The sequence below is a fragment of the Pedobacter sp. UBA4863 genome (assembly GCF_002399615.1).
In the GTDB taxonomy this organism is placed as follows: Bacteria; Bacteroidota; Bacteroidia; order Sphingobacteriales; family Sphingobacteriaceae; genus Pedobacter.
Genome location: NZ_DHDZ01000046.1, coordinates 60,266 through 86,884, shown reverse-complemented (window position 1 = coordinate 86,884; position 26,619 = coordinate 60,266). Strand labels below are relative to the sequence as shown.

Here is a 26,619-nt window from a genome sequence, read left to right as displayed (position 1 = left end):
GGGGGGGGGGTGGGGGGGGCCCCCCCCCCCCCTATGTATTTAAAGATTTTGGGCTATACCAAGTCTATTTATCCCATTTAAAATATATTCAATATTGACCGTCATTCCCGTGAAAACGGGAATGATAAAGTAAAAAACTTTGCATGGTATTAAAATTGGATATGATGCAGAAGAAATTGTTATAACCAATTATTGCTCACGGCACTATTTACTGCGCTAATTTTATTGTTTACCTGCAATTTTCTGTAGATATGCTCAATGTGCTTTCTCACTGTTCCTTCGCTAATGTCTAGCTTGTAGCCTATTTGCTTGTAGCCTAGTCCGTCTTTCAAGCCAGTAAGAATTTCTATCTCCCTGCCAGATAATATACATTCGGTATTTTTCGTTTTTTGAGGTTGTGCCTCCGTTTTAATAAACTGCAAGGTTTTAAAGGCAATAACCGGCGACATAGCCGCCCCGCCATTAATACTGTTAACGATGGCATTGTAAATCATCTCTGCACTTTCGTTTTTGAGCAAATAGCCTATTGCCCCTGCCAATATCGCATTGAATATTTTATCGTCATCATCAAAAGTGGTCAGCATAATAATTTTACAGTCGGCATTGGTTGCCCTGATTTTTCGAGCAGCCTCTATGCCATCCATAATAGGCATTTCTATATCCATCAATACCAAATCTGCCTTTTCGGCTGCCATTAGCTTACAAACCTCTACCCCATTTTTGGCCACAGCTATTATTTCAATATCGCGGTAACGCTCTAATTTCTCTAAAATAGATTTTAGTGCTAACCTATTGTCTTCGGCCAAAATTATCCTAATCGTCTTCATCAATTTTATTTTAAAGCAAATTAGCGCTATACCACGCTGCAACCAATACGATATATTGCGTATGAGGATTTATAATGTACAATTTTAGATATACGACTTAAATAAACACAAAAGAACACAAAGACTTTGACAATATGGCAATTAACAGCTCAGGTTAACAGTAGTTCCTTTGCCTTTAGTACTCAAAATTTCTATATTTCCGTTTAATTCCTGCACTCGCTGTTGCATGTTTTCTAACCCAAAACCATCAACAACCTCGTTTAACTCAAACCCCTTCCCATTGTCGGTTATTATAAGTTCCATTTTTTGTTGTTGCTGCTTTATAGAGATGGTTATCGTGTCTGCTTCGGCATATTTTACGGCATTTGTAACGGCTTCTTGCACCACCCTAAAAAGTGTAGTGGCTTTTAACGAGGTCAATTGTTGCGAAGGATTGTCTAGCTGAACATTAACTAGCAAATGTGGGATGCCCTTAAAATACTCTTTTAGCTTGATTATCCATTCCTCTAACATTACAGTAGGCTTATTGATGAGCCAGACCGTTCTCCTCAATTCACCAATGGTTTCCGAAGTAAGGTCTTTTAATTGATCGAATTTGGCATTTGTAACATTATCTTGGCTCATACTATCAATGGTAGTGTTGATATAGGTGAGGTACGAGCCAATGTTATCATGCAAATCTCTCGAAATGCGCACACGATCGTTCTGCAAGGCATTTTGAGCTCCCAAGCGTAATAATTCGGCCTGCATTTCGGCTTCCTTTTTAAGTTTTTCTTCCTTAATTTTTTTATTACGGTATATTAACCAAACAGTTGCCGTGGCACTGGCGGCCAATAAACTGGCCATAATTAAATAAAGATTGCGCTGGCGGATATCCAATTGTTGGATTTCATTCTTTTGGGTAAGCAAGGCGATTTGCTGTTCCTTTTTTTCTGCTTCATATTGGATACTAAGTTCCGAAATAGTTTCGGCCTGCTCTATTTTACGGATGGAATCGCGAAAAACGTTGTGTTTACGCAGGTAATAATAAGCCAAATCGTTGCGATGGAAATAATCGTAAGCCAAAGAAAGTTCATCGAGGGCCTCGTACCATTGTTTGTTATTGCCAATTTGCTGCGCTACCACAAGAGATTTTTTAAGCCACTTGATGGCTTCCTGTTCGTTACCTGCTTTTTTATAAGCCCGTCCCAAAAAGTTATAGGTGTACGAAATTTCACTCTTTTCATCCAATCGTTCTCTAATTTCAATAGCTTTCTTAAGGTATTCTATTGCCTTTGGAATATTATAGCCACTCTCCATATAAACCGAACCTAAATCGTTGTACACAAAGGCTTCGTCTCTTTCATCTTTCAGTTCTATGGCCAATTGCAAGGCTTTTTGGTGCGAACGGATAGATTCATTATATTTTTTCTGCCGCAGATACACAATGCCCCTGTTGGTGTAGATGCGTTGTATTCTACCTTTATCGCCAATGGCCAAAGCAATGTTTAATGTTTTTTGGTAATACTCCAAAGCCTTATCGTATTGTTGCCTACCCACGCTCATAATGCCCAAGGCGTTGTAACAGCTGGCTTGCATACGTTTGTTTCCAATGGCTTCGGCTATACGTAAGCTTTTTAAAAGCGCATCAGTTGCTTCCTTGTCCTGTTTTTTTCTGCGCAAATAATTACCTCTGCAAAACCATGCCATGGCCAGGTCGGTACTTTTTGGCTGCTCAGGAATAGTAGCCAAAGCAGCTTTGGTGTACTTATCGGTAGCCTGTAAATCGCCCTTTCCTTCGGCTACCAATGCCAGTATAATGTGAGCCTTACCTTCGCCTACGCTGTATTTTATTTGAGTAGAAAGCGTTAATAAGGTATCGCCAATATACTCCCCAAATTTATAATCTTTATAGTAGTTCTTAAAACCTAATGTGTAAAGACTATCTATTTTAAGTTGCTTGGATAAAGATGATCGCAGTATATTCTCTGCTTGTTGCTGTAGCTCCTGCGCCACCCCTAACAACGAAGAGAATAACAGCGTATAAAGCACTAATAAGAAAGCAATTATATTTTTAAGCATATCAACAAATATAAATATTTTTAGTTGTCCACACAGCTATTAAGCTTGTCGAAACTGGTCAATCGTAAATCTCCATACGCAATTTATCGTATTGCCAAATTTTAAAGGTTAAAGCAATTTTACCTCAACAAAAATGGAGATATCATGAAAACTAAACTTCTTACCTTAATCCTGTCGATTTTTTGCTCGCTAGCTGCAGGCGCACAACAAATTGACGAAAAAACCGTAAAAAAAGCATTTGCCGTAAAAGGTACGCACCGTGCACCTTTTAAAAATGCCACCGAAGCCTGCCTTACCAGTGTAAACCTGCAATTTAAGTTGGGCACAAGGCAAGAGCAAGAGAAAAGAGGCGTAGGAAACGTAATTACCTGGGGTTTTTTAGAGGGCATTGATGATACCTTAATGCAGGAAATTACCGACGAATACTACAAAATGCTGTCCGAGAAACTGAAAGCCCATGGCATTGCTCTTAGCGATGCTTACAAAGGCACCGAACAATATCAAAAATTAGTTGACAACAACGCCGATCTTAGCCGCGAGGTAGAGAAAAAAAACTGGGGCGTATCGAAGATATTTACCGCCAACAATGCACCTTATATCGAGTTTCCGGTTGGCATGATGGGAGCGCATTCATCGTTGGGCAACAAGCTAAAAATACCTGTGGGCATGGTTTTCGTTACCGTAGATTTTATTACCATTAACCAAGACATTAAAAAAGGCGTAAGTAATTTATGGGGCGAGCGTACCGATAAGTTTGAAACTAGCATAGAACCTATTATAAGCGTAGTTCCCACAACACAAGGTGGTAAAATGAAAGGCGATGGCTCTTATGCACGGTTTGCAGGCAATAATTGGGGCTTTTGCAACCCTAATTTGATATGGTCTCTCGCTTCGGACGTTCCCTACGCCGCAACACTCAAAAGTGCAGAAGGTATGCCCGAAAGTATGAAAAAATTTAAAAGTGCCGTTTTAGGCGACATGGCCGCTATTTTCAGCAAAGGCTTGGTTAAAAGCGGTCGTGGCGCAGCAGAAAATACTTTTTTGATACAAGCCGATCCGCAAGCCTATAAAAAAGCTGCACTAAACGCCTTAGATAAATATAACGATTTTCTTATCAGCTATATCAAAATCAATAATTAAAGGCTGATTAAACCACCCAGGCACGAAGTAAACTACTTATCTCGACTATCTGGAAAGCAAAATTTAGTGGCTTTAACTATAATCATCAACCAACAATTCAATAATTCTTTTGTACCATGAAACTTTTTTACATCACTATCATAACAGTTTGTTTGACTAACATAGGTTATGCACAAAAGAAATTCAACTTTGGCATTAGCGTGCCATCTTATTTAAGCACAGGCAGGTACGGCAGTTATTTAGACATGACCAACGAAATACAAGGCCATACCGGAAACGACGCTCTTAGCTTTGGTCCGGCAATTGGCATGGGGCTCTTTGGTGAACTAGAATTTGGCACTGAATGGGCTTTTGAAATCTATTGGCAAAAATATGCCAACAAAATTAACTTTGGTAAAAACAATGTAGATGCCTTTACACTTCCGGGCGGCATACAAAAATCACAGTATAAAATGTCGCACGGCATTATAGGCGTAGGTGCAAGCCGTAAAATATTCAAATTACAAGATCAGCAAGTATGGTTTTTTTCGGCATTAAGTGCCGGAAGTAGAAAATTTACATGGCGACCTGAAGGCGGCAGCTTTAGCAACGAAAGAAAGACTACCAATAAAACATTTATGGCATCATCAGATGCACCGATGTTTTTTAATATAGGCTTATCTCCTAAATTCAATTTCAAAGACAAATTTTTCTTTAGCCCAAAAATAGGTTACGAAATGGAGCTGATAAAAGGTACCGGAATGTACGAAGGCATATACAACATGATCTTGCCTACTTACGGCTCACCCCATACGCAAGCAGATTTGCAGCGTATAATGAATGAATATACAGACAGAACCAAAGCCCCTCTCAACCGATTTTTTATTGAGTTAAGAGCTGGGATAAAACTTGGGAAATAGAAATAAAAACGATGCAAAAGACATTAACCCTGTTGCTACTGTTCATTAGCTGTATCGCCTTAAACAGTTCGTGCAAGAAAGATGATGCAAAAAAGCACAAAGAACTGCTCATTTCGGGTAAATGGTATTATGATTACATCACAAACCATAGAGCAGGCGGCACTGTAAATAACTGTTTCAACGAAGCGCACTATATAGAATTTAAAACAGATGGTAAAATAGCTATGGTTACATTTGATAGAGGACGCGAAGACCATACCTTAGTTAACGGTACATATACCCTTAGCGAAGATGGAAAAAACCTTAGCATAATTACCGATAGATCATGGACAGGCACCATCCACCTAATAAAAGACAATTATTTACGGATAACTCTAGCTCCAGATAATTTTTATTCATACGAATTAGTTTTGGCACACAAAAAGGCAAATCCCAATTGCCAGCCGGCAAAATAATTAAGAAATGTTGTTAATAGCTGAACCGTCTCGGTATTGCCGAGCGGTTTTTTGTGCTATAGAAGCATGAGCTGATTTACATGGCATTCAAATACAAGCACAAAAAACTGTATCGATCTATTTAAAACCAACCACCTAACCACAAAGTAATTCCACAATTATTTTGCGCCTTTATAGTAAATTTATCTAACTTAGTTAGCTGCACCAATTGTTAACGCTATGCTTCAAGATATCAAACTAAACAACGTTTTTGTAATTGATATAGAAACCGTTCCACAAAAGGAAAATTTTGAAGAGCTACCCATTCATTTACAAGAATTATGGGACAAGAAAAGTCTTTATCAACGCAAAGAAGGACAAACAGCCAACGAGTTTTACGAACGGGCAGGTATTTGGGCAGAGTTTGGAAAGATTGTTTGTATTAGCTTAGGTATCTATCATTTAGAAAAAAAACAAATTCATTTACGCGTACGCTCTTTCGCCCACAACAACGAAACAGTTTTACTTAAACAATTCGCTAACCTTTTAGCTAAACAACCTAAAAACTTACAACTTTGTGCCCACAACGGCAAAGAGTTCGATTTCCCTTATTTATGCAGAAGGATGTTGATTAACGGGTTGCCAATTCCTGCGCAACTACAAATATCCGGTAAAAAACCTTGGGAAATTAATCATTTAGATACCTTAGAGCTTTGGAAATTCGGAGATTATAAAAACTACACCTCGTTAAACTTATTAGCGGCCATATTTGATTTACCCACTCCTAAAAATGATATTGATGGCAGCAAGGTGAAAGAAGTATATTACCAAGACAAAGATTTGAACAGAATTGCAAAATATTGCCAAAATGATGTGATTACTACTGCACAATTGTTGTTACGCTTTAAAGGTTTGCCCATAATTACGCAAGAAAATATTACTTTAGTGAAGTAATGCTAAAAGTAAAAGACCTTGCCGTAAAATTCTATAACCAAGAAGATAAAACTTGGACAGAAACCGTTCATAAAGTTAGTTTTAGCCTCGAAAAAGGTAAAGTTTTAGGTATTGTTGGCGAATCTGGCTCTGGTAAATCGGTTACATCTTTTTCTATTATACGCCTGCACGACAGTAAGCACACCCAAATAGCGGGCAAAATAAGCTTAGACAGTATTAACTTGCTTAATTTAAACGACCAGGAAATCAGGAGATATCGTGGCAACAAAATCGCCATGATTTTTCAGGAACCCATGACCTCTTTAAACCCCGTTTTTACCTGCGGAGATCAAGTTAGAGAAGCCATTATGCTACACCAACAGGTAGATAAACAAGCTGCTAAAGAGCAAACTATTGCGTTATTTAAGGAAGTGCAATTGCCTCGTCCAGAAAATATATTCGATAGCTATCCGCACCAGCTTTCTGGCGGACAAAAACAAAGGGTAATGATTGCCATGGCCTTAAGCTGTAACCCTGAATTACTTATTGCCGATGAACCAACCACCGCATTAGACGTTACCGTACAAAAAACCATTTTACAGTTGCTACAGCGTTTAAAAACAGAACGCAACATGGCCATGATCTTCATTTCTCACGATTTAGGCTTAATGAGCGAAATTGCCGATGAATTGTTAGTGATGTACAAAGGCGATATTGTAGAGCAAGGAACAGCACAGCAATTGTTCCAAAACCCTCAACATCCCTATACCAAAGGATTGTTAGCCTGTCGCCCATCTCCAAAACACCTACTTAAAAAATTACCAACTGTTGCCGATTTTATAAATGAAAACAAAGAAGTTGGCTTACAACATTTGTTAAATGAGAATGCTTATACCTCTGAAGAAGTTGCAACTAGAAGAGCTAAACTGTATGGCAAAGAACCAATTTTAAAAGTACAAGATTTGTGTACTTGGTATCCGATAAAAACAGGTTTGTTTGGCAAAACACAGGATTTTGTAAAAGCAGTAGATCATGTTTCGTTCGAAGTTTTTCCGGGAGAAACATTGGGTTTAGTTGGCGAATCTGGCTGTGGTAAAACTACTTTAGGTCGTACTATTCTACGCTTGGTAGAACCTACTTCGGGCAACATACTTTTCGATGGAAATGACATTACTCATCTTGGCAAAAAACAACTTAGATTCTTGAGAAAAGATATCCAAATCATTTTTCAAGACCCCTACTCCTCTTTAAACCCCAAGATCACTGTAGGACAATCCATTATGGAACCTTTGGTAGTTCATGGAGTTTATGCTAATAATGCAGAAAGAAAAGCACATGTGCTCCAATTATTGGAAAAGGTTAATCTAGATGCAGCACACTTTAATCGTTATCCTCACGAATTTTCTGGCGGACAAAGACAGCGAATTGTAATCGCCCGTGCCTTAGCGCTTAAACCTAAGTTCATTATTTGCGACGAATCTGTCTCTGCACTAGATGTATCGGTACAAGCGCAAGTTTTAAACTTACTAAGAGACTTACAAGAAGAGTTTGGCCTAACCTATATCTTCATCTCTCACGACTTAGCGGTGGTTAAACATATTTCCGATAGGATGATTATCATGAACAAAGGAAAGATCGAGGAACAAGGTTTTCCAGAAGAGATTTACAAGAACCCCAAAGCAGCCTATACACAGAAATTAATTGAGGCTATTCCTGGCAATGCTTAATCGTTAAAATAGAGAATAGATTACTTATTAATTTCGGCCTCCTTGCTTTTTATGTCAACAGTCCCTAATAATTGCATAAAAACGTACACTTTAAAGCCTAATTTGTTATCTTCGGTACAATTGGAAAACGATTATGGCAAAAAACAAAAATGCTCAATTCAAACTTGTTCTCACTCAGCTAATAAGCGATATTTTTGAAAAAAACCGAAATATTGCCCTTAACCATAAACAAGTAGCAGCTCGTTTAAATTTGAGCGATAAAGCAGCAGTAGATGCAGTTTTAGAAATACTCATCGAAAAAACCGAAAAAGGTTTATTTGTTAGACCAGAACGAGGTAAATTTAAACTAAAAGAACAAAAAACCTTCGTAACAGGAACGGTAGATATGACTGCCGATGGATCTGCCTTTATTGTACCGGATGATGAATTTGAAAAAGACATTTTTGTTGCCCCTAGAAAGCTTAGAAATGCACTGCATGGCGACAAAGTAAAAGTTTACGTTTTTGCTAAGAAAAGCGGTGGACGCAGAAATGAAGGCGAAATTGTAGAGATCTTAAAAAGAGCCAAAACAGAATTTATTGGCGTAGCTAAGGTTTCTGAACGTTTTGCTTTTGTAATACCCGATGACAGAAAAATGCTCCACGATATTTTTGTACCACTAAGCGATTTAAACAATGCTAAAAATGGGCAAAAAGTACAGGTAGCTTTAACCGATTGGCCAGAGGGCGCTAAAAATCCGATAGGAAAAATTATTCATATACTAGGCGAGCAGGGCGAGAACAATACAGAAATGAATGCCATTTTAGCAGAATATGGTTTTCCTTTAAGCTTTCCATCAGAAGTAGAAAAAGAGGCTAATGCCATTCCCGAAACTGTAAACCCTGCAGAAATTAAAGATCGTAGAGATTTTAGGGATACCGTAACTTTTACCATCGACCCAATAGATGCCAAAGATTTTGATGATGCCATTTCGTTTAAGAAATTAGCTAATGGAAATTACGAAATAGGCGTTCATATTGCCGATGTTTCCCATTATGTAACACCAAAAAGCAGCCTCGAAAAAGAAGCCCAACACAGAGCAACTTCCGTTTATTTGGTAGATAGGGTTATTCCAATGCTGCCCGAACGTTTAAGTAACGGCGTATGTTCGTTGCGCCCCAACGAAGAAAAATTATGCTTTGCCGCAGTTTTTGAAATGGACGACCAAGCCAAAATTCACAACGAATGGTTTGGAAGAACCGTCATCAACTCAAACCGTCGTTTTACCTACGAAGAAGCCCAGGAAATTATAGAAGCAAAAACTGGCGATTATAGTGAAGAAATATTAAAACTTAACGAACTGGCTTACATTTTAAGGGCAGCCAAATTTAAAAATGGAGCCATTAGTTTTGAAAGTACCGAAGTTAAGTTTAAACTAGACGAGCAAGGAAAGCCAATTGGCGTATATGTTAAAGAACGGAAGGATGCACATAAGCTAATTGAAGATTTTATGCTTTTAGCCAATAAAAAAGTGGCCGAATGTATAGCTAAAAAAGGCAAGGGCAAGCAAAAATACACCTTCGTTTATCGTACGCACGATTCTCCAAACATGGAGAACCTAACTAGTTTTGCTTCATTCGCTTCTCGTTTTGGCTATAAAATTGATACCAAATCTGATAAAACCATTGCCAAGTCGCTCAACTATTTAATGGATGATGTAGAAGGTAAAAAAGAACAGAACATCTTAACATCTTTAGCCATCCGCTCTATGGCAAAAGCCATTTATACCACTAAAAAAACTAGCCATTACGGTTTGGCGTTCGATTATTATACCCACTTCACCTCTCCTATCCGCCGCTATCCCGACATCATGGCGCACCGTTTGTTGGCATGCTATCTCGATGGCGGAAAATCTGCAGATGCAGAAGTTTACGAAGCAGCATGCGTACACTCATCGGCAATGGAAAAACGTGCTGCCGACGCAGAAAGAGCTTCGATAAAGTACAAACAGGCCGAATATTTAGAAAACAATATTGGTTCAATATACCTAGGCATTATTTCTGGCGTAACCGAATGGGGCATGTACGTAGAAATTGAAGAAAATAAGTGCGAAGGCATGATCCGTTTACGCGACATCAGCGATGATTTCTATGTATTGGATGAAAAAAACTACTGCATCATTGGTCAGCGTAAAAAACGTAAATATCAACTGGGCGACGAAGTAAAAATCAAGGTAAAAAAGGTTGATTTATCTAAGCGTCAGATTGATTTTTCACTGGTGCAAGATTAATTGACTTCAGTATTTATAAGTTAGTATTTAGACTTAAGTACTAACTTTGCATTTTTAAAAACTCCAACTAGTTCAATGCAAAAACTCCTTGTATTTGTCTTTCTTTTCTTAATGACTGGTTTAGCCCTCAAGGCTCAAACCATACAAGGCAAAATAGTAGATGAAACTACTGGAGAAGCTATTCCTTTTGTTTCTATTGCCGTAATGGGCACCAACAATACCACCGTTACCAACGATGCGGGAGAATTCATTTTAAAAAATGTAAATCTGCCAACAAAATTAAGATATAGCCACGTTAGCTATATTTTGCTAGAAGACGAAATTAGCACTGCCAACAACCTCTTCGTTAAACTAAAAGCTGCCGCAATAAATTTAAAAGCTGTAGTAGTCGATCCTTATCGTGGCCAAAGATTAATCAAAGCAGCCTTAGAAAAAGCGAAAGAATTTGAGAAAGAAAACTTTTATGGAAACGCTTTTTACAGGCAGCTTACTTCTATTAACGGCAAAGCAAGTCAAATCTACGAGCTATTTTACGATCTCGAATTTAATGTATCTAAAGTAAAAGGATGGTTAGCCAAACAGAGTAGGTTTGCAGAACTGAACGAAGGGCTGTCTTTCGCTATGAGCAACCAATCTTACCTTACCTTTTCCTTAGCAGGCTATTTATTTGAAGATAGAAAAACTGGCAGGTTTGTAACACTTAAAAACCTAAAAGATTTCGAAATTACCATCGAGAAATATATCGAGCAGAAAGACCAAGATATTGCTGTTGTTGTCTGTAAATACAAAGGCAATAAAAAGCAGTTCTATATTAACTCTACCTATTACATTGGCGTAGAAGACACAAAGGTTTACCGATTGGAGAACAGCATATTTAATGTACCAATGAGCATCAATGCTATTTCTAAAATACCGCCAACAGCAACTACCATTGCAACTTTTAATAGCTCACGCACCGATATTCCAGTTTTAGAAAGCATTTCATCAAAATTATACCTTAATCTAAATGCTAAAGGCAGAACTTTAAATCCTGTCATTAGCGCTATGTTAACCGTTTATCAATTAGATAAAACCTTAAAAACTCAAAAATTTACCGAATTAACTAAAAAAGTCCAAGACAAAGCCATTATCGAATCGATTGAATATAACCCAATTTTCTGGAAAGACAATCCTATTGTAAAGCAAACTGCTTTAGAGGATGCTTTTATAAAAATGATGGAAAGTAAATCGGCATTTGGTACCATGATAGACACACAATAATGCACAATCCTACAGAATTACAAAAAATCATCGAACAAGCTATTCCTAAATTAGCTTACCCTGCACAACCTGCTAATTTATACGAACCTATCAAATATATCATGAGCCTAGGAGGTAAAAGAATTAGGCCCGTAATGGTACTAATGGCTGCCGAACTATTTACCGATGAAGTGACCAAAGCGCTTGATGTTGCCCTTGCTATAGAAACCTTCCATAATTTCACCCTGGTACACGATGACATTATGGACAATGCTCCGTTAAGGCGTGGCAAACAAACCGTACACGAAAAATGGGGCGTAAACAATGCAATTTTAAGTGGCGATGTGATGATGGTAGAATCAAACAAGCATCTCTCAAAAGTTGATGTAAACGTTTTAAAACCCGTACTAGATACCTTTAACCAAACTGCCCAAGGCGTTTGCGAAGGTCAGCAATTAGACATGGAGTTTGAAACCAGAGACGATGTAAGCATTGAAGAATACCTAGAAATGATTAGGCTTAAAACGGCTGTACTTTTAGGGGGTGCCATGAAATTAGGAGCTATTGTGGGCGGTGCCGACGATAAAAATGCAGCACTACTTTATGAGTTTGGCGAAAATCTAGGTGTAGCTTTCCAATTACAAGACGATATTTTAGATGTTTACGGCGATCCAGAGAAATTTGGTAAGCAAGTAGGTGGCGATATCATTGCTAATAAAAAAACATTCCTACATTTAAATGCAAAGGCATTAATTAATGCAGAAGAAACTGATATTCTATTGGGCGAGCATGAAAACACCTCAAACAAAGTAAAAGCAGTAACCCTATTGTACAACAACTATGGCATTAAAGAATTAGCTAACACCAAAATGGAGCAGTATTTAGCCAAAGCCTACCAAGCGCTTGATGATTTAGTGATAGCTGAAAATAGGAAAACTAATTTAAGGGAATTGGCACAACAGATTATGGTAAGAGAGAGCTAAGGGTTTACTCTTCCAAAATCCTTTATTTATGGTAAAAGTATGAAACGCTTACGTTGGCTTTCTAGGCAACGTATATTAACAAATATTTCGGGCAGCTAATATTTCTAATTCACAATTTTGACTTAGCAACCTTAAAAACCAAAAAAGCCGAACAAATTTTGTTCGGCTTTTTTGGTATATACTTTTAAAGTACAAATATTATTCTGCAGATTCAGCAGCATCTTCGGCTTTAACAGCTTTTTTAGCTGGTGCTTTTTTCTCGGCAGCTTCTGCTTTCGGTGCTGCAGCTTTCTTAGGAGCAGCAGTTTTTTTAGCTTCAGCTTTAGGAGCAGCTTCCTTCTTAGCAGGAGCAGCATCTTCTACCACTGCAGGCAATACCGATACATAAGATTTGTTATCTCTTTTCTTTTTGAAAGTTACGATACCTGGTACCAAAGCAAATAAAGTATGGTCTTTACCAATACCAACACCTTTATCTGGGTGGTGTTTTGTACCACGCTGACGAACGATGATGTTACCAGCGATAGCCTCTTGACCACCAAAAATTTTAATACCTAGACGTTTACTATGCGACTCGCGACCGTTTTTTGAACTACCGGCTCCCTTCTTATGTGCCATTTTTTATCTTTTAAACCAATTAGCTAATTGGTGAATTTACAAATAAGTTAACTACAGAGTGATACTCTCAATCTGGATTTTGGTGAATGACTGACGGTGACCATTTTTCTTTTTGTAACCTTTTCTACGTTTCTTTTTGAAAACGATTACTTTATCACCTTTTAAATGAGACACGATTTTAGCTGAAACCTTAGCTCCTTTAACCGCAGGCGCACCTACAGAAATTTTACCACCATTGTCAACCAACAATACATTGTCAAATTCAATACTAGCGCCTTCATCTCCTTGTAAACGGTGTACAAAAAGGTGCTGGTCTTTTGCAACTTTAAATTGTTGCCCTGCTATATTTACTATTGCGTACATTGTTAAATAATTATTTTATTTCTATTTATTTTTTATCGAGGTGCAAATATAGCACATTTAATGTTCAAACACAATAGCACAATAAAAATATTTGTTCATTTGTTTAAAGAAGTATTGATTACTGATAGGCAATAATTAATTTGTTAAGCTTTGTTAACAAGAAACAATGCCATAAGCAATATAAAACGATAAACTATTTACCAGAAAAACGTTCTTCTGCTTCGGAAATGACTTGTTGGATAGTTTGTTGCAACAACCTTGCTTTAGTTGCAATTACTGGATCTTTATCGTAATTGGTAAAGTAGATAATATTTCTGCTAGTATCTTCGTAAACCAATTTAAGCTCGTAGCGCAACACTTTTGGGTCTTTAAAATTCACCCCCGCGTTTGCTATCGTATCTGGAATATTCAACAAATCTTTTTCATTAATTTTACTATGCAGAAAAATCACATTATTTGTACGAAGCTTAAAGTTCTCTTTAACAAGTTGGTCGCGTTGGTCTAAAAACTGATAGTTTCCCGATTTTGAATCGTAACTATTCTGTAAGGTATCGCCTACGCCCCACTTATAGGTTAAGCTTACAAAAGAAGCGGCTTGTTTTCCGCCACTTCTTACTTTCATAATATAGAAACTTCCTACCACTAGTATAAACAATACCGCAATAATACTGATGGTTTTTCTGGTTGCTATCTTCATTATTTAGCTTGGCTAGCCTCCTTATCAATTAAGGTTAACTCTATTTCTTTCTGCATTTTACTTGCCGCTCCTTTCATCTTTTCATTTCCATTAAAGCTTGGAAAATAGGTAACTTCTTTAGATTTTTTCTTGTAATTAAATTTAATTACATAACGTAATTTTTTCGGATCCTTCAAATCATCTTCGCCATTGGCCACCACACTAGGTAAATTCCAAAAGCCCTGAACATCGGCTATACTATCCAAATATTTTATATCACGAAAGGTTAAATGAATATTCCTTGTGATCAACGAATCGTTCTTATTTAGATACTTAAACTCGCCTGTGGCAGAGTTGTAAGAATTTGCTAAAGCAGTTCCGGCACCCCATTGGTACTCGAGCGAAACAAAATCTTTTTCTTTAAAAGGTGCATTTCTAATTATTGGCGCATAGTAAACTATACTGTAAATTAGAAATGGAACAATAACAGTTGATGCCAAAAAAATCTTTTTACCTCTCGAAGTCATAAATTAATCTTCAATAAAATTAGCTGGCGCATCGCTATCAAATTCGCCTTCCCACTTAGCAATTACTACGGTAGCCAAACAGTTTCCTATTACATTTACCGATGTTCTTGCCATATCCATTAGTTCATCGATACCTAAAATTGCTGCAATAATAAATACTGGCAAACCAAATTGTTCGGCAGTGGCTATTAACACAATTAACGATGCCCTTGGTACAGCTGCCACACCTTTAGATGTGATCATTAAGGTAAACGCGATAGCTAGTTGCTGACCTAAACTTAAGTGCATGCCAGCAGCTTGGGCCACAAAGATAGAAGCTAAAGAAAGATATAACGAAGTACCATCTAAATTAAAACTGTAACCCGTTGGTATTACGAAAGAAACAATTTTACGAGGCACGCCAAATTTTTCCATATTGCTCATGGCTTTAGGTAAAGCGGCATCAGAACTTGTGGTAGCAAAGGCAATAGAAACAGGTTCTTTTACGGCTTGAAGAAATTTCTTAATCGGAACTTTTAGGAAAAGCAGTATTGGCACAAAAACCAATAACACAAACACTATTAAGGCGATATACAGCGAGCCCAACAGCATAAACAAGTTTTTCAATATATCTATTCCTAAATGCCCTACTGTATAAGCCATGGCCGCCCCCACGCCAATTGGCGCAAAGTACATAATGAGATTGGTGAATTTGAACATTACTTCCGATAGGCTCTCTGCAAAATCTACCAATGGCTTGCGTTTCTTTTCTTCTACCATAGCCAAACCAATACCGAATAACACCGAAAATAACACAATTTGGAGCACCTTATTTTCGTGCATAGATTTTACTACATTTTCGGGAAACAACTCGTAAAAAAAGTGTGCAAACTTATAAACGCCCTTTACATTCTCAGGTAAGGCCTCTAACTCTGTATCTACAGCTTTTACAGTAGGCAACTGTTGCTGAGGCATGTTTTCCATATTTACACCTACGCCCGCATGGGTAATGTTTATTACCGCCAAGCCTATGAAAATAGCACAAGATGTTGCGCAAAAGAAATATAGCATCGATTTCCAGGCCATACGCCCTACTTGCTTCAAATCTGAATGACCTGCTATACCATACACTAACGTGCCAAACAGTATTGGTCCTACAATGGTTTTAACCAATTTAATGAAACCTTTACTTAATGGATGCAATGCTGCAGCAAAATTCGGAAAATCGACACCCACAAACACACCTAGCAACATACAAACCAAAATCCAAGTGGTTAAGCTTTTTTTAGAAACAGCAAAGCACACTAACACAATGGCTACCAGCCAACGAGTGCTCATCATTACCAAATCTGAAACAGCGAGGAGATTAAATTCTTTTAAGAGTGTAAGGATTACAGCTATTGTAACGGAAACTAAGGTAATGATACCTATTTTGCTTTTTTTCATTTAGTTTGATTTGATTATTGTTCGCTCTTCTTCAATTAAAAAGAAAAGAATGGTTTATTGGTTTATTTATCTTAATTAGCATTAACGCGTATCATATCTACATTTAAGTTATCGAAAATAAATACACGAAGTGCGACAAAAATAAATATTTGCCCTTAGCACACAAACATTTATTATTTTAGCCAGCGTTTATGGTGTAACAATTTAATGTTACTTCACTCTAATAGACATACAAAAACGTTAAATGGACCGAAAAGACCAGCTTTTTAAGGAAATTTTCGATAAAAATTCAAAAAAGATATTTCACCTGTGCTACGGTTACACGGGCGATGCAGATTCTGCGAATGATCTTTTACAAGAAACATTTTTAAAAGTTTGGCAAAATCTAGATAAGTTCAGAAACAAATCGCTCATTTCAACGTGGATCTATAGAATTGCGGTAAATACCTGCTTAACCTATCTTCGCTCTGAAAAAAGACAGGCAAAAGACGAGCTTACCGATAACATTATTGAGAATAGAATTGAAGAATATTCTGAAAAAAACGAACAGGTTGCTTTGCTATACAAGTCGATCTCTAAACTAGAAGAGAATGACCGTTTGATCATTACCATGGTACTCGATGAATTACCATACAATGAAATTGCCGAAATATCAGGAATTAGCGAAGGAAATTTACGAGTTAGAATTCATCGTATTAAACAAAAACTTACAGAAATATACAATCAACATGCAAGAATTTGATCATATAGAAGCGTTATGGGCTAAGCATACCGTAGATGTGAAAATATCTGCTGACGATATGTTAAAGCAAGCCAAGAAAGATGTAAGCAATATGCGCAACAAATCGTTGCTAAACATTATTGGCATGGCTCTTTCTATATTTGCCGTGGCTGCCATTTGGTTATTTCTTGATTTCACCTCTATAACAACCCACTTGGGTATTAGCATAATTATATTGGCGATAGCTGCTTACACCGTTATTTTATATGCCAACCATCGTGTTATTGCCCAAAACGATTTTACCGAAAACCCAAATGTCTTTCTTCAGAAATTAAAGATTTACCAATTGCAAAGGCACCAGCTCTACAACAGACTGTATTGGTTCTATGTTATTGCGCTATCTCTAGGAATGAGCCTTTATTTCTTCGAGATCTTGAGCGTTTTAGAAATATGGCTACAGGTGCTTATTTTAGCTTTAAGTTTTGGCTGGGTGATATTTTGTTCTACTTTGGTAAGGAAAGCAGTAATTAAAAAAGACAAGGAAAGAATTGCCCTTTTGATTGAAAAGTTTGAACGCATCAGCAATCAGTTTAAAGAGGCAGAATAATTTGGCATAACTTTCGTTCTTTAGCTATTACAATGAAACTGATGAGGAACGCTATTCTTTGTGCCATTATTTTGTTGGCTTCTTCTTTTGTACCGCATAAGCGTATTTTACCCGAAACCTTAAGCTGGGACACACATTTTAGGGCCAATCCAGATCGTAACTCTATGTACGCTGCCGTAACCAGCACCATTTGGCAATACGGTTACCGCTCAACCATTAGAGGCAATAAACTACAACTCGATTTTAATTTTCTGGGCGGGGTTGATGTAAATAAATCATGGGTAAAAAGAGAAAAAATTAGAAATAACAATGCCAGTAAACAATTACTAAACCATGAACAAGGGCATGTTTACATTAATTTTCTACTTTTAAAAAAGGGAGAATATATTTTGCGAAACCAAGAATATACTGTTAAAAATTATAAACACTTGGTAAATAAAACTGCAAAAGAAATCAGTAAATTCTATACTGATATGCAGGAAACTTACGATGTAGAAACCAAACATGGCTCGGATTTAGAAGCACAGCAAAAATGGGATGCTTTTTTTGAAAGTGAGCTGAGCCAATTTTAGTTACAGGTATTCTATATTAATTCTGAAGAACGAAAACAAGTATTACGAAACTACCAAAGCCCTCGCTCTTCAGAATGGTTAATAATTGTATTACTCTTCTAGTTTTGCTTCTGATGAAGAAAAACTATTCCCCGACAAACGGTACTTTAAAGTTTTAACCAAAGTGCTTGTTTTGCCACTATCAGTTTGTACAATTGGCACCGACCTGAACAAATCGCCGTTTTTAACAAAGAACTTATCATCGCCCTTATAGCCTTTCATACTGCTGATACCCGGAAAACTTATTTTATTGAAATCGCCACCAAATTCGTACACATTTACATCGGCTACATTTTTTCGCACCAATGTTTGTACATAAATTTCTGGGTTACCGTCATTATCCAAATCCATGTTCCACGCATCGGTAATTATGCCCTCTCGTTCTCCCGAAATTGATTTATAGTTATTTTTAACAGAATCTGACATCAGTATTAAAAAGCCGCCAAGGCTGTCAACTCCTTTACCCCAACTTAAAACTTCGAAGTAATAGCCCGGTTTTATCTCTATGCTTTTATAAAATGGAAAAGGGTTTCGTGCTTTAATCTCTACCACTTTTTGTTCTATTGATGCAGGTTTTTCATTATCGCTACACGCAACTGCCACCATCGAAACCGCGATTACTGCAAATACAGATTTTAATAAATCTTTCAAAACCATGAATTGTAAATTTTAAAACGCCAATTTATAGGTTTTATAGCTAAATAAAAACAATAATTTACTTAAAAACATTCTATTTAGCATAACTAGACGTACCGTTTTTACAGAAGCATTTAGAAGAAAGCGTAACGAGGAGAAATCTAGCTAAATGTTAGGCCTCTCCTCGTTGCTCTCCGAATGGTCGGAGCAGGCTAGCGAAATAATGGATGTGGTTTATTATTTAACCTTTACCTCTGCTGCGCCATTATTTAAAACAGTTTCTGCTACTACACTTCGTTTTCCGCTAGGGGTAATTACAATGGTTTTCAAAACTTTTTTCTTCCCTTGTGGCACGTTTATTTTTAATGGAGCCGTATATTCTGCCGCATTTTCTGAAGGGCGAAAACCATCTAAAGTATAAAAAATCTTAGCTCCTGTTATTGGCGTTTGTAAAGTAATTACGTGGTCTTCTCCTTTTACTTCGCCCTCTGGCTGTCCAATTGGCATGGGTACCCAAAAATTAGTTCCGGTTTTATCTAACCTTGCTAAATGTAGCGATAAACGCTCTTCGCTAAAGTTTTTCAAGTCTTTTTTAGCCAACGGTGTCCAAGCGATTTCCGACAGGGCAAACACTCTTGGGAAAATCATATACTCTACTTTTGAAGGTGTTTCTATATATTCTGTCCATAAATTTGCCTGTACTCCTTTAATGTATTTTTTCTGTTCTTCGTTTAATACATCAGGTACGGGATTATAATTATAAACTTTTGCAAAATTGGAAACACCCTTTCCATTTCTACCAATGGTTAAAGGCTCGTCTTCGGCAAGCGACTGCTTATGATCAAAGTATAAACCATTGGTGCTAGGTGTCATCAACACATCGTGGCTTTGTTTAGCAGCCTCAATCCCTCCTTTTTCACCTCTCCAGCTCATTACTGTTGCGTTTGGTGCCAATCCTCCTTCTAAAATTTCATCCCATCCAATAATTGAACGGCCCTTTCCATTCAAATATTTTTCTATTCTTTGGATGAAATAACTTTGCAGCTCGTGTTCATCCTTTAAACCCTTTTCTTTAATAAGTTGTTGGCAAAATTCAGATTCTTTCCAATATTTTTTTGGTGCTTCGTCTCCACCGATGTGGATGTATTTAGACGGAAAAATAGCAATCACTTCGTCTAGCACGTTCTGTAAAAACTCGAAAGTATATTCTGAGGGCACAAAAATATCATCGAAAACACCCCATGTTTGTTGTACTTGTTTGCCGGTACGTGGCCCCGACCATGGGGCTCCTTCTTTAATAGGGGTATCTCTATCGGGAAACGAACTAAGTTGTGGATAAGCAGCAATAGCAGCCGAACCGTGCCCGGGCAGCTCTATTTCGGGGATAACATTGATATACCTAGCTGCCGCATAGGCCACAATTTCTTTAGCTTCTGCTTGGGTGTAATAACCTTTGTAAACTTCATTATCGGTACCGCCAGAACCTGGAAAAACACCAATAATAGTTCCGTTTCTGCTACTACCAATTTCGGTTAATTTCGGGTATTTTTTAATTTCTATTCTCCAACCCTGATCTTCGGTTAAGTGCCAGTGAAAGTTATTCAGTTTATAGGTTGCCATTACATCAATATATTTCTTGATGAACGAAAGCGGAAAAAAATGACGGCCTACATCTAAATGCAAACCACGATAGCTAAAACGTGGGTAATCGTTAATTTCTACATTTGAAACACTGATAGCGCCTACATGCTTCTTGTCGGGCATAAGTTGCATAAAAGATTGCAGGGCATAAAACAAGCCTGCATCTTTACCAATTAACTTAATTTTGTTACTCGTAATTTTAATCTGGTAGCCTTCATCTGGCAATTGATTTGCCCCTACGCTTGTTAATTCTATAACTTTTTGTGTGGCAGTAGCTGCCTTAACTATCTTTAAATTTAAGCCTTTTGTTGCCGCAAAAGACTGCAAAGTTTCTGCTATTTTTGCATTTTTTGGATTGTTGCTTAACAGTACCACAGATTTATCAAAAACAAAGCTTCCGCTTCCCTTTTGTACAGATACTGGTGCGGGTATAATACCCATATTTACATCGGTTTGTGCATAGGCACTTACCATAAAAAATGCCGTTACGGCACTTAGAAATAGTTTCTTCATTTTTTGGTTTTAGTTTAAGTTTGTGTTTAGCGAACACTTTATAAAGCACAAGATAAATATTTTAGCGTTTTACCCAAAACTTTTAAAGCATAAAAAAAACCTTTCTAATTAACTCAGAAAGGTTTTTCTATTTCACTATTTTCAGTTATTTTTCATCTGCTTTGGCTGCTAAATAGCGTTCGGCATCTAACGCTGCCATACAGCCAGAACCAGCAGCGGTAATTGCCTGCCTGTAATAATTATCTTGAACATCGCCGCATGCAAATACGCCCTCTATATTTGTTTTTGAGGTACCTGGGATGGTTTGCAAATAACCTGTTTCGTCCATATTTAACCAGCCTTTAAACAAATCTGTATTTGGTTTATGGCCAATGGCCACAAAAAAGCCTTCGATATCTAGTGTAGTAGCTTCTTCTGTTTTGTGATTAAATACTTTTACACCAGTTACGTTTTTGCCATTGCCTAAAACCTCGGTGGTTTCTGTATTATACAATACTTCTATGTTTTCGGTATTTAACACGCGATGAACCATTGCTTTTGAAGCACGGAACTCGTCTCTACGCACCAACATATACACTTTTTTACAAAGCTTTGCCAAATAGGTAGCTTCTTCGGCAGCGGTATCTCCGGCACCCACAATGGCTACTGTTTGGCCTTTGAAGAAGAAACCATCGCAAACGGCACATGCCGAAACGCCGAAACCGTTATACTGCTGTTCGCTTGGTAAACCCAACCATTTGGCTTTAGCACCAGTGGCTATAATTACCGTATCGGCTAGCAAAGTTTTTGTTTCATCTACCGTTACTTTATGGGGCAGCGATGAAAAATCAACTGAACTTACATAACCAAAACGAACTTGCGTACCAAAACGCTCTGCTTGTTTTTTAAAATCTTCCATCATTTCTGGTCCCATAATACCATTAGGGTAGCCCGGAAAATTATCTACATCGGTAGTTTGGGTTAACTGCCCGCCCATTTCCATACCTGTGTATAAAACTGGTTTTAAATCTGCTCTGGCAGCATAAATAGCGGCGGTATAACCTGCTGGCCCCGATCCAATGATGAGGCATTCAACGTGTTCTAATTCTTCTTGTTGCGACATTGTGTGTAATTTGTTGCAAATTTAAACTTTAAGCTATAAAGCGCAAGTTTTGTGGAGAAAGATGAAATTGTGAAGATAATTTGGAAGTCGGAAGCCAATAGTCTGATGTCCGAGGATATGACGATTGAGCATTAATCTTCGGACATCAGATTTGTGAATCTATTTACCTTTATTAGCTTTTAACACCCTTAAGAAGTTTTCTCCGTATATTTTATGAATATCCTTTTCGGTATATCCTCTTTTTAACAATACCTCGGTAAGTTTCGGATAATCGGCTACATTGTTTAATCCTTTTGGATAAGAAGTTGCCCCATCGTAATCGGCACCAATACCTACATGGTCTATACCTATCAGTTTTACAATATGATCAATGTGATCTACCAATAGATCTATACTAGGCTGTATTTTTGCAAACTCATCCGAATGCCTTTTCATCAATTCCTTTTTGGCCGTTGCCGAATTTTGTGTACGCAGCGCCCTATATTCATCTTTATATTTATCTAAGAAGGTTTTAAAATATTCTTCATGGTTGGGCATTACAAACCCGTTGTAAAAATTAACAGATATTACACCGCCATTCTTTCCTACGGCCAATATTTGTTCGTCGGTTATGTTACGTGGCACAGGATTGATAGCGTGAACACAACTGTGCGATAGAATAACCGGTTTGGTGGATAGCTTAATAGCATCGTAGAAAGTCTGCTCTCCAACGTGCGACAAATCTACCATTACGCCAAGTTCATTTAATCGCTTTACAATCTTCTTTCCAAATTCATTTAAACCTAACGCCCTATCTTTCAGTTTACCTCCTCTTTCATCTACTGCCGATGTTGCCCAAGCCGTACTATTGTTCCAGGTTAGGGTTAAATAAATCATGCCTCTTTTAGCCAATTCATCTAATTTAGCTAAATCATCATTAATCATATGGCCGCCTTCTACGCCTATTAGCGCCGCCAACTTATTTTGTGCTACAATTTTCCTTAAGTCTTCGGCGGTGGTAGCCAAAGCTATTTTATCGGGATGTCGTTTTAGCAACGCATACAACGAATCTATTTCTCTGATGGCATTGCTATAATCTCCTTTTTCGTCGCACCAAATAGAGAATACCTGCGCATCTAAGCCACCCCTTTTGGCTTTTACCAGGTCAAAATCATATTCTGGCTGCTCTTTGGCCAAATCATAACCAGAGTTTATTTGTTGCGATAGTACATCATCATGTGTATCTATTAAAATAGCCTTTTTGTGGATTTTATTTACATTTTGCGCATAAGTACTTACCGTTAAAAATAGCGCCGTTGCAATAAAAATAGTTTGTTTCTTCATTTTTTATGTTTAGTGTTATATAGACTGGCTATACAGTAGCTAAGTCCTTTTTAAATTATTATTAATAAATTACTTGAGGTTTAAAATAGTAAGGAACCTATAGAAAAAGTAGAGCTAATTACTCTATGGCTAAAATTTCTGCTTTAGTTAATTTGGTTGTACTAATTAGTTTATCATTATCGAAAACATCTTTTACCTTTTTTTTCAAATTGTACCAAGTTCCTGTTTTAAGTCCATTGGTATATTGCCCAACAAACATTCGCCTACCTTTATAATTAAAAAGCACGGTTTCGCCATTCAGCTTTCCGTTTAAATAGTTGCGATAACCCATTAATCTTCCATCGGGAAAATAGTCAGTCCACTTCCCTTCTTCTAAACCATCTATGTATTCTCCCTGTTGGCTAATGTACCTGTCTGTATTAGTATTCTTAAAATTGGCAAAGTTTTGATAATTGTAATCGAGGATACTTGCATAAAATATAAACTTACCATGTGGCTTGGTCAATAGTTCGTCTTTATAGGCTCCAGAGAACATCAAGTTATCATCCAAATCGTATCTTTTTAATACCCAAAGTTCTTGTTCGTTCAATTTACCATAAACTCCGTAAGAAGTGGCTTGTTCGGCATTGGTTGTTACCCTATCTCCATTAAAATAAATGGGTTTGACTTGCGAAAAAGCTTGTAAAGAAGCACCAATCAAGAAAAAAATCAACAATGTAAATCTCATCATTTTTAGGTTTGAATAATTCCAACATTAAACGGCTTTTGTATAGGCGACTGGTTAGCTGCCTCAATACCCATTGAAATTACTTTTCTGGTTTCTAAAGGATCTATCACTCCATCAACCCATAAACGCGAAGCGGCATAATAAGGCGTGGTTTGTGCATTGTATTTAGTGGTAATGTCGTCCAATAGTTTATTCTTTTTATCTTCTTCTAACGTTTCTCCCTTGCCTTTTAGCGCACTTTCTTGTATTTGTAACAACACTTTTGCCGCCTGCGCCCCGCCCATCACAGCAATTTTAGCACTTGGCCATGCGTAAATCAACCTCGGATCGTAGGCTTTACCACACATGGCGTAATTACCAGCACCGTAAGAATTACCTACTACAATAGTAAATTTGGGCACTACAGAATTAGCTACAGCATTCACCATTTTAGCACCATCTTTAATAATGCCGCCATGTTCTGATCTGCTGCCCACCATAAAGCCGGTAACGTCTTGCAGAAACACCAAAGGAATTTTCTTTTGGTTGCAGTTCATGATAAAACGGGTGGTTTTATCGGCACTGTCTGAATAGATTACGCCCCCAAACTGCATTTCGCCTTTTTTAGATTTCACCACCTTACGTTGGTTTGCCACAATACCAACCGCCCAACCATCAATACGAGCAAGCCCGCAGATTAAGCTCTGGCCGTACAGTGCCTTATATTCCTCAAATTCTGAATGATCTACCAAACGCAAAATGATATCTCTCATATCAAATGGTTTTTCGCGGTTATCTGGCAAAATTCCGTAAATATCTTCTTCGTTCAATTTTGGCAAAGCCGATTTAACCCTATCAAAACCTGCCTGTTGCGGTGCGCCCAACATACTCATAATATTGCGAATACTATCTAAACAAGCTTGGTCGTTAGGGTGTTTGTAATCGGTAACACCTGATATTTCGCAATGTGTAGTTGCCCCACCCAAAGTTTCATTATCAATATCTTCGCCTATGGCCGATTTTACCAAGTAAGAACCAGCTAAAAACACCGAACCGGTGCCGTCAACAATCATGGCTTCGTCGCTCATGATGGGCAAATATGCTCCACCAGCAACGCAAGAACCCATAATGGCAGCAATTTGTACAATTCCTTCAGAAGACATGATGGCGTTGTTCCTAAAAATGCGTCCGAAGTGTTCTTTATCTGGAAAAATTTCGTCTTGCATGGGCAAATAAACTCCTGCGCTATCTACCAAATAAATAATTGGCAGCCGATTTTCCATCGCAATTTCTTGCGCCCTTAAATTCTTTTTCGCCGTCATTGGAAACCAAGCTCCCGCTTTCACAGTAGCATCGTTGGCTACCACCACGCACTGCCGCCCCGAAACATAGCCAATTTTCACTACCACTCCTGCGCTTGGGCAACCACCCTCGGCCTCGTACATACCATCGGCGGCAAAAGCACCAACTTCAATTACAGGTTTATCTTTATCTAACAAATAAGCAATTCGTTCTCTCGCCAAAAGCTTACCTTTTTCCTTTTGTTTAGCCGCACTTTTCTCGCCGCCACCTAAAGAAACTTTTTTCAGCTTCATTTTTAGCTCGTAAACTTGCTGTTTATTATGGTCTTCGTTTTTATTAAAGGTTAAATCCATATAGGTCGATTATATTTTGGTTTGTCAAAAACTTAAATCACTCGTCACTTCCGATGCTCGGAGCAAGCTCTGAATTTAGTTCGGGGTCTTGCATACCACAAACCGCCGTAAAACAGATTCTGAAACCGATTCGGAATGACGCAGTATTGAGGCTCAATGCAATTATGCTAAATTAGCATTTTAAGCGTTGTTATGGCATGAGATGGCTGATATTTTTTCTGTTACTTTTTTTGACAAACCTCGGTTTCGCCCAAAAGTTCAATTTTCCGAAGTTGATAGCGCAAGGCGATAAACTTTCTAACTTAATTCCAAAAAACTGGAAAGTTATCGATTCGGCTAAAGGAGATTTAAACTTAGACAATGAACAAGATATTGTGTTGATACTAGAACACAACACTGCTATAGAAGAAGATAGGGCATACGGCAACTATGAAATTGAACTCATTACCGAAACTCAAAAGCCTAGAATACTTGCCATTTATTTCAAAGCTAAAAATGGTTTTAAATTAGCGGCACAAAACAATGATTTTGTATTGCGCTCTGAAGAAGGTGGTACAATGGGCGATCCTTTTAAAGGGCTACGAATTGAACACAATAAAATTACCCTTTCTTTTGAGGGCGGCAACGATTGGCGCTGGAAACTAAACTACGAATTTGAATACCAACAAAAACAGTGGAACTTGGTTGCAGCAAATAATGTGTATTACCACAAAGACAGTGGCGAAATGGTTGATAAGCAATATGATTTTATAGACCGCACCATTAAAACCGTAGTGGGCAGCATTTTTAAACGCAATATTTCGAATAGTACCGAAGAAGACATTTTAGTTTTCACCCAACCGCGTACCTTAAACGATTTCAAAAAACCTTGGACTTGGGAGGTGACGAAGGATAATTATTTGTGAGAACACCTAAACATTTTGCTATTTTTTTTGAAGATTAGAAGCTGTTTAAATTTCAATAAGAATAAGTACATAGGCGGG

General features: G+C 37.7%; 25 protein-coding genes. 12 read left to right on the top strand and 13 right to left on the bottom strand.

Going from position 1 to position 26,619, the window contains the following annotated elements; translation table 11 throughout:
* Positions 1-179: 179 nt before the first annotated feature.
* Positions 180-827 carry a response regulator transcription factor gene (locus B3I52_RS12360; protein WP_293301686.1) on the bottom strand — a complete coding sequence of 216 codons (648 nt, stop codon included), beginning with the start codon at positions 825-827 and terminating at the stop codon, positions 180-182.
* A gap of 141 nt (positions 828-968) precedes the next feature.
* Entirely contained in the window at positions 969-2,888 is a 1,920-nt protein-coding gene (locus tag B3I52_RS12355; RefSeq protein ID WP_293301684.1) for a tetratricopeptide repeat-containing sensor histidine kinase, read from the bottom strand.
* A gap of 144 nt (positions 2,889-3,032) precedes the next feature.
* Between B3I52_RS12355 and B3I52_RS12350 the strand changes: the two genes are divergently transcribed.
* From B3I52_RS12350 to B3I52_RS12315, 8 genes are all read left to right on the top strand, one after another.
* On the top strand, positions 3,033-4,028 hold the full coding sequence (locus tag B3I52_RS12350) for a hypothetical protein (protein ID WP_293301683.1): 996 nt from the start codon (positions 3,033-3,035) through the stop codon (positions 4,026-4,028).
* Positions 4,029-4,144: 116 nt separating this feature from the next.
* Positions 4,145-4,927, top strand: coding sequence for a hypothetical protein (locus tag B3I52_RS12345; protein WP_293301681.1), 783 nt, complete (start codon positions 4,145-4,147; stop codon positions 4,925-4,927).
* A gap of 11 nt (positions 4,928-4,938) precedes the next feature.
* Positions 4,939-5,382, top strand: coding sequence for a lipocalin family protein (locus B3I52_RS12340; protein WP_293301679.1), 444 nt, complete (start codon positions 4,939-4,941; stop codon positions 5,380-5,382).
* 219 nt (positions 5,383-5,601) lie between these two features.
* Positions 5,602-6,315: a 3'-5' exonuclease gene (locus B3I52_RS12335; RefSeq protein ID WP_293301677.1), complete on the top strand. Its 714-nt coding sequence runs from the start codon at positions 5,602-5,604 to the stop codon at positions 6,313-6,315.
* Positions 6,315-8,021 (top strand): ABC transporter ATP-binding protein, encoded by a 1,707-nt coding sequence (locus tag B3I52_RS12330; protein WP_293301675.1) that lies wholly within the window; start codon positions 6,315-6,317, stop codon positions 8,019-8,021. The genes B3I52_RS12335 and B3I52_RS12330 overlap by 1 nt, the downstream gene beginning before the upstream one ends.
* 133 nt (positions 8,022-8,154) lie before the next feature.
* The gene (gene rnr / locus B3I52_RS12325) at positions 8,155-10,290 is read left to right on the top strand and encodes a ribonuclease R (protein ID WP_293301673.1); all 2,136 of its coding nucleotides are present in this window, start codon (positions 8,155-8,157) and stop codon (positions 10,288-10,290) included.
* A 75-nt stretch (positions 10,291-10,365) separates the two neighbouring features.
* Positions 10,366-11,550, top strand: a complete 1,185-nt coding sequence (locus B3I52_RS12320) for a carboxypeptidase-like regulatory domain-containing protein (protein ID WP_293301671.1) — start codon at positions 10,366-10,368, stop codon at positions 11,548-11,550.
* Complete coding sequence (locus B3I52_RS12315; protein WP_293301669.1) at positions 11,550-12,512, top strand: polyprenyl synthetase family protein; 963 nt, start codon at positions 11,550-11,552, stop codon at positions 12,510-12,512. The genes B3I52_RS12320 and B3I52_RS12315 overlap by 1 nt, the downstream gene beginning before the upstream one ends.
* A 198-nt stretch (positions 12,513-12,710) precedes the next feature.
* Here B3I52_RS12315 and rpmA read toward each other — a convergent pair whose 3' ends face one another.
* The 5 genes from rpmA to B3I52_RS12290 all read right to left on the bottom strand — a co-directional run bounded on the left by rpmA (position 12,711) and on the right by B3I52_RS12290 (position 16,121).
* Positions 12,711-13,130, bottom strand: coding sequence for a 50S ribosomal protein L27 (gene rpmA, locus B3I52_RS12310; protein WP_293301667.1), 420 nt, complete (start codon positions 13,128-13,130; stop codon positions 12,711-12,713).
* A 51-nt stretch (positions 13,131-13,181) separates the two neighbouring features.
* Positions 13,182-13,493 (bottom strand): 50S ribosomal protein L21, encoded by a 312-nt coding sequence (rplU, locus tag B3I52_RS12305; protein ID WP_097131165.1) that lies wholly within the window; start codon positions 13,491-13,493, stop codon positions 13,182-13,184.
* 193 nt (positions 13,494-13,686) lie between these two features.
* Complete coding sequence (locus B3I52_RS12300; RefSeq protein ID WP_293301666.1) at positions 13,687-14,190, bottom strand: hypothetical protein; 504 nt, start codon at positions 14,188-14,190, stop codon at positions 13,687-13,689.
* Positions 14,190-14,669, bottom strand: a complete 480-nt coding sequence (locus tag B3I52_RS12295) for a hypothetical protein (RefSeq protein WP_293301665.1) — start codon at positions 14,667-14,669, stop codon at positions 14,190-14,192. Before B3I52_RS12295 ends, B3I52_RS12300 begins: the two co-directional genes overlap by 1 nt.
* 30 nt (positions 14,670-14,699) lie before the next feature.
* Positions 14,700-16,121 carry a dicarboxylate/amino acid:cation symporter gene (locus tag B3I52_RS12290; RefSeq protein WP_293301664.1) on the bottom strand — a complete coding sequence of 474 codons (1,422 nt, stop codon included), beginning with the start codon at positions 16,119-16,121 and terminating at the stop codon, positions 14,700-14,702.
* A gap of 244 nt (positions 16,122-16,365) precedes the next feature.
* Between B3I52_RS12290 and B3I52_RS12285 the strand changes: the two genes are divergently transcribed.
* From B3I52_RS12285 to B3I52_RS12275, 3 genes are read left to right on the top strand one after another with little or no spacing between them, the layout of a single operon-like run.
* On the top strand, positions 16,366-16,863 hold the full coding sequence (locus tag B3I52_RS12285; protein ID WP_293301663.1) for an RNA polymerase sigma factor: 498 nt from the start codon (positions 16,366-16,368) through the stop codon (positions 16,861-16,863).
* Complete coding sequence (locus tag B3I52_RS12280) at positions 16,850-17,449, top strand: hypothetical protein (RefSeq protein WP_293301661.1); 600 nt, start codon at positions 16,850-16,852, stop codon at positions 17,447-17,449. Before B3I52_RS12285 ends, B3I52_RS12280 begins: the two co-directional genes overlap by 14 nt.
* 41 nt (positions 17,450-17,490) lie before the next feature.
* Positions 17,491-18,021, top strand: coding sequence for a DUF922 domain-containing protein (locus tag B3I52_RS12275; RefSeq protein ID WP_293301659.1), 531 nt, complete (start codon positions 17,491-17,493; stop codon positions 18,019-18,021).
* 90 nt (positions 18,022-18,111) lie between these two features.
* On the opposite strand, the gene B3I52_RS12270 is transcribed toward B3I52_RS12275, so the two are convergent.
* From B3I52_RS12270 to B3I52_RS12245, 6 genes are all read right to left on the bottom strand, one after another.
* Positions 18,112-18,717, bottom strand: a complete 606-nt coding sequence (locus tag B3I52_RS12270; protein WP_414691878.1) for a hypothetical protein — start codon at positions 18,715-18,717, stop codon at positions 18,112-18,114.
* A gap of 216 nt (positions 18,718-18,933) precedes the next feature.
* On the bottom strand, positions 18,934-20,850 hold the full coding sequence (locus tag B3I52_RS12265) for a beta-N-acetylhexosaminidase (protein ID WP_293301656.1): 1,917 nt from the start codon (positions 20,848-20,850) through the stop codon (positions 18,934-18,936).
* 145 nt (positions 20,851-20,995) lie between these two features.
* Positions 20,996-21,952: a thioredoxin-disulfide reductase gene (gene trxB / locus B3I52_RS12260; RefSeq protein ID WP_293301654.1), complete on the bottom strand. Its 957-nt coding sequence runs from the start codon at positions 21,950-21,952 to the stop codon at positions 20,996-20,998.
* A gap of 159 nt (positions 21,953-22,111) precedes the next feature.
* Positions 22,112-23,275, bottom strand: a complete 1,164-nt coding sequence (locus B3I52_RS12255) for a dipeptidase (protein ID WP_293301653.1) — start codon at positions 23,273-23,275, stop codon at positions 22,112-22,114.
* 118 nt (positions 23,276-23,393) lie between these two features.
* Positions 23,394-24,005 (bottom strand): toxin-antitoxin system YwqK family antitoxin, encoded by a 612-nt coding sequence (locus B3I52_RS12250; RefSeq protein ID WP_293301652.1) that lies wholly within the window; start codon positions 24,003-24,005, stop codon positions 23,394-23,396.
* Between the two features lie 2 nt (positions 24,006-24,007).
* Positions 24,008-25,636 (bottom strand): acyl-CoA carboxylase subunit beta, encoded by a 1,629-nt coding sequence (locus tag B3I52_RS12245; RefSeq protein ID WP_293301650.1) that lies wholly within the window; start codon positions 25,634-25,636, stop codon positions 24,008-24,010.
* Positions 25,637-25,866: 230 nt separating this feature from the next.
* Between B3I52_RS12245 and B3I52_RS12240 the strand changes: the two genes are divergently transcribed.
* On the top strand, positions 25,867-26,541 hold the full coding sequence (locus B3I52_RS12240) for a hypothetical protein (RefSeq protein WP_293301648.1): 675 nt from the start codon (positions 25,867-25,869) through the stop codon (positions 26,539-26,541).
* Positions 26,542-26,619 lie beyond the last annotated feature (78 nt).